Origin of the sequence: Gracilimonas sp. (genome assembly GCF_035704785.1) — a bacterium.
Classification (GTDB): Bacteria; Bacteroidota; Rhodothermia; order Balneolales; family Balneolaceae; genus Gracilimonas.
The window spans coordinates 1-3,406 of record NZ_DASSWP010000197.1 but is presented as its reverse complement, the minus strand read 5'-3'; the positions used below and the strand labels follow the sequence as shown (position 1 = coordinate 3,406).

At 43.3% G+C, this 3,406-nt stretch carries 3 protein-coding genes; 2 read left to right on the top strand and 1 reads right to left on the bottom strand.

What is annotated here, in order from left to right; translation table 11 throughout:
* Positions 1-1,367, top strand: a 1,367-nt coding sequence (locus VFM80_RS11370; RefSeq protein ID WP_395071949.1) for an N-acyl-D-amino-acid deacylase family protein, incomplete at its 5' end; no start/stop codon positions are given.
* A gap of 51 nt (positions 1,368-1,418) precedes the next feature.
* Here the strand turns inward: VFM80_RS11370 and add are convergent.
* Positions 1,419-2,402, bottom strand: coding sequence for an adenosine deaminase (gene add / locus VFM80_RS11365; protein WP_395071948.1), 984 nt, complete (start codon positions 2,400-2,402; stop codon positions 1,419-1,421).
* Positions 2,403-2,711: 309 nt separating this feature from the next.
* Here add and VFM80_RS11360 point away from each other — a divergent pair.
* The coding region (locus VFM80_RS11360; protein WP_395071947.1) for a 5'-3' exonuclease at positions 2,712-3,406 on the top strand (695 nt) is incomplete at its 3' end.

The window sequence follows — 3,406 nt, the reverse complement described above, 5'->3', positions numbered from 1 at the left end:
CTTTCATTGGTAAGGTAAATGAAGATTCAGTCCAAGCCAGTCAAACTATTGATGCAACTGGGAAAGTCATTACCCCCGGGTTCATTGATATACATGCGCATGGAAGCCCTTCGCAAACGCCCGAATTTAATAACTTCATTGCAATGGGTGTTACAACTATTGTATTGGGGCAGGATGGTTCTTCAGTAACTAGTGATTCATATTCAGAATGGTTTAAGGAAGTAGAAGAAATCCGACCAGCTGTAAATATCGCTGCATTGGCCGGCCATGGAAGCCTGAGAATAAAAGCAGGATTAGAACGAGATGTTGAAGTTCATGAACGGGATATCAAGGAAATGGAAACCCAGCTTAAACAACACCTTGCTGACGGTGCTTTTGGATTAAGCCTGGGTTTAGAATATGTACCGGGATTGTATGCAGAAAAAGAAGAATTAAACCGGCTTGCAGAAGTTGTTGGGAATGCGGATGGCTTAATTTTGAGCCATATGCGAAGTGAAGATGATTCCAGAATTGAGGCTTCATTCACGGAGTTAGCCGACCTTGGAGAACATTCGAAAGTCCATATTTCGCATCTGAAAGTGGTATATGGTGAAGGGGAAGCCAGAGCGGATGAGATCATCAAACTTTTGCAGGATTATAACGAAAATGGAGTTGAAATTTCTGCCGATACCTATCCATATGCCGCAAGTTTTACCGGTATTGGAATTGTGTTTCCTGATTGGGCTAAAACAGAATCGGAGTGGCAGCAAATTATGAGTGAAAACCCGGTTCTATTGCGGGAGTTTTTAGTGTCAAAACTAGCACAACGAAATGGACCTGAGGCCATTTTATTCGGAAATGGAACATATTCCGGAAAGACTTTAGCTGAAGCGGCAGAATCAGAAGGGATTTCTCCTATTGATTTGTTGCTAAGAATGGGTCCAAGAGGAGCTTCTGCTGCGCATTTCGTAATGAATGAAGAGCTTCAGGATAAAATCGCCATATCAAAAAATATTATGATAAGCTCCGATGGAAGTCCCACAATGAGTCATCCTCGCGGTTATGGCAGTTTCCCGAAAATTATTGCCCGATATGTGATTGAGCAAGAACGCCTTTCCATTGAACAAGCAATTTATAAAATGAGTGGGCTTCCGGCTAAGACACTGGGTATTTCTGATCGGGGATCAATTGCAACCGGGAATAAAGCAGATATTTTAATCTTTGATCCCTATAAAGTTAAGGATAGAGCTACATTCGAAAACCCACATGAGTTAGCGGAAGGGTTCCATTGGGTGATTGTTAACGGAAAAATAGCAAAAGAGAACAATGTTTTTTCCGAAGAAAGAAATGGAAGTGTGTTGAAAAAACAGGCAGGGTTGAAAAAATGAGGATTGATAAAGTAAATTCAATTCAACTTATTTTATCACTTCATTACTTCATCACTTAAACCCGTCTGATAATTCTTGCCGTAATTTTTCTTTAGTGGCCTCATCACAAAACGCCGCTTCGATCGCGAATTCATTCCCCCGCAAAAATTGCTCGATCTGCCAATCAAAATGCCGGTTCAATTTTTGGTATTCTTCATTCAATGAAACGTTCGAAATAGCCCGGCCATCGGTATTCACGCTGAGGGAATTTCCGTTCTTGAAGATGTCGTTGACCTGGTGATCGGCTATTGAATCGTAGATTCCCGTTTGCACATTGCTGGTGGGGCAGACCTCAAGATGAATATTCTTTTCCTTCAGGTGATCAAGTAATTCAGGGTCCTCAATGCTTCTCACTCCATGACCAATTCTGGCGGGATGGAAATTTCCTAATACCTCCCGAACGCTATCAGGTCCGCGTGCTTCTCCGGCATGAGCCGTACATGGAATATCATGCTTACGGGCATATTCAAAGGCTTTGATGTGATTGTCGATGGGTAAAGTCTCATCGGCCGCAATATCAAATCCCACTACATTGGTGCCCTTGAATTGCTCAACCAACTTGATGGTTCCCATACTTTGCTCTTCAGAAAAATGGCGGAGCGTGCATAGAATAATGCGTACTTCAATATCTGTTTCTTCAATCCCTTTTGCAGTCGCTTCATCCACAATTTTTACTACTTCTTCAGCCAATAATCCATCTTCCAGATGCTGGAGCGGGGCAAATCGGATCTCGGCATAAATTACATTATCGGCTTTAAGCTGCTTGAAGAGGTCAAGCGTAACAGCTTCCAGTTGCCCCTTGGTTTGCATGATAGCAATAGGAGCCTGTGCGCACTTCAGGTATTGTTCCAGGCTGGCACAGTTAGTAGGAGCAATAAAATCCCGATCATACTCTTCTCGTGTGGTCCCCGGCCGCAGTTTTTGAACCACCTCAAAGCTCAGCGAGCAATCCAGATGCAGATGCAATTCTATTTTTGGCAGGGATGGTATGTTCATGAACTATTTATGATTTCAGTATCAAACTCAAGCCCCCGGCTTTCCTCTCTCTGGATTTTAGCAGAGCTAAATCCGGTCTCTCTCCAAAGAGAGATAGGTTTGTGCCATATAAAAACTTTAAGATCGACACACTTTTATCAAAGTTAAGACCCTGTGTCCCTTCGGAGGGACAGGAAGAACAGCTCGCTGTTACTTCCGGGGAGGAGAGTCAGAGAACTAATTCTACTAAGGCTTAAATCTATATTCGTAATTACTTTCAAAAAAAATTAGTTTCCATCAGAAAATTAAGGTTCAAACTTAACCAAATTCATGTCTAAAAAACTCCTCTATTTACTCGATGGAATGGCGCTGGCTTACCGTGCCCATTTTGCATTCATAAACAGCAGGCTAAAGAATTCTGAAGGTATTCCAACCGGACCGGTACTTGGGTTTGCCAATACGCTGGAAAAGATGCTGGATGAGAAAAAGCCAACGCACATTGCCGTAGCCTGGGATACGCATGCACCAACTTTTCGCCATGAGAAAGATGAGGAATATAAAGCCAACCGCCCTCCGCAACCGGAAGAACTGAAGATCGGCATTCCCCTGATCAAGGAAATGGTGGAGGCATGGGGTATTCAGAATTTAGAACAGGATGGCTATGAAGCCGACGACATCATCGGAACCATCGCCAATGGAGCAAATGCCGATGATGTGGATGTGATGATGGTCACCCCTGACAAAGATTTTATGCAGTTGGTTCATGATCATGTCCGCATGATGAAACCGGATAACAACAATGGCGGATTCAATATCATAGACCGGGAGGGAGTGAAAGATTATTTCGGGGTGTATCCCGAAGATGTGATCGATGTGTTGGCGATCATCGGTGATACTTCAGATAACATACCCGGTGTACCCGGAATTGGGAAGAAAGGAGCGCCAAAGCTCATTAAAAAATACGGTTCGCTTGAAGCTGCACTTGAGGATGCACCGAATATCAAAGGAAAACGTGCAAGGGAAGG

What these genes read in the sequence shown, in the direction of transcription:
- add (WP_395071948.1), bottom strand. Translation starts at nt 2,402, where the DNA reads ATGAACATACCATCCCTGCCAAAAATAGAATTGCATCTGCATCTGGAT.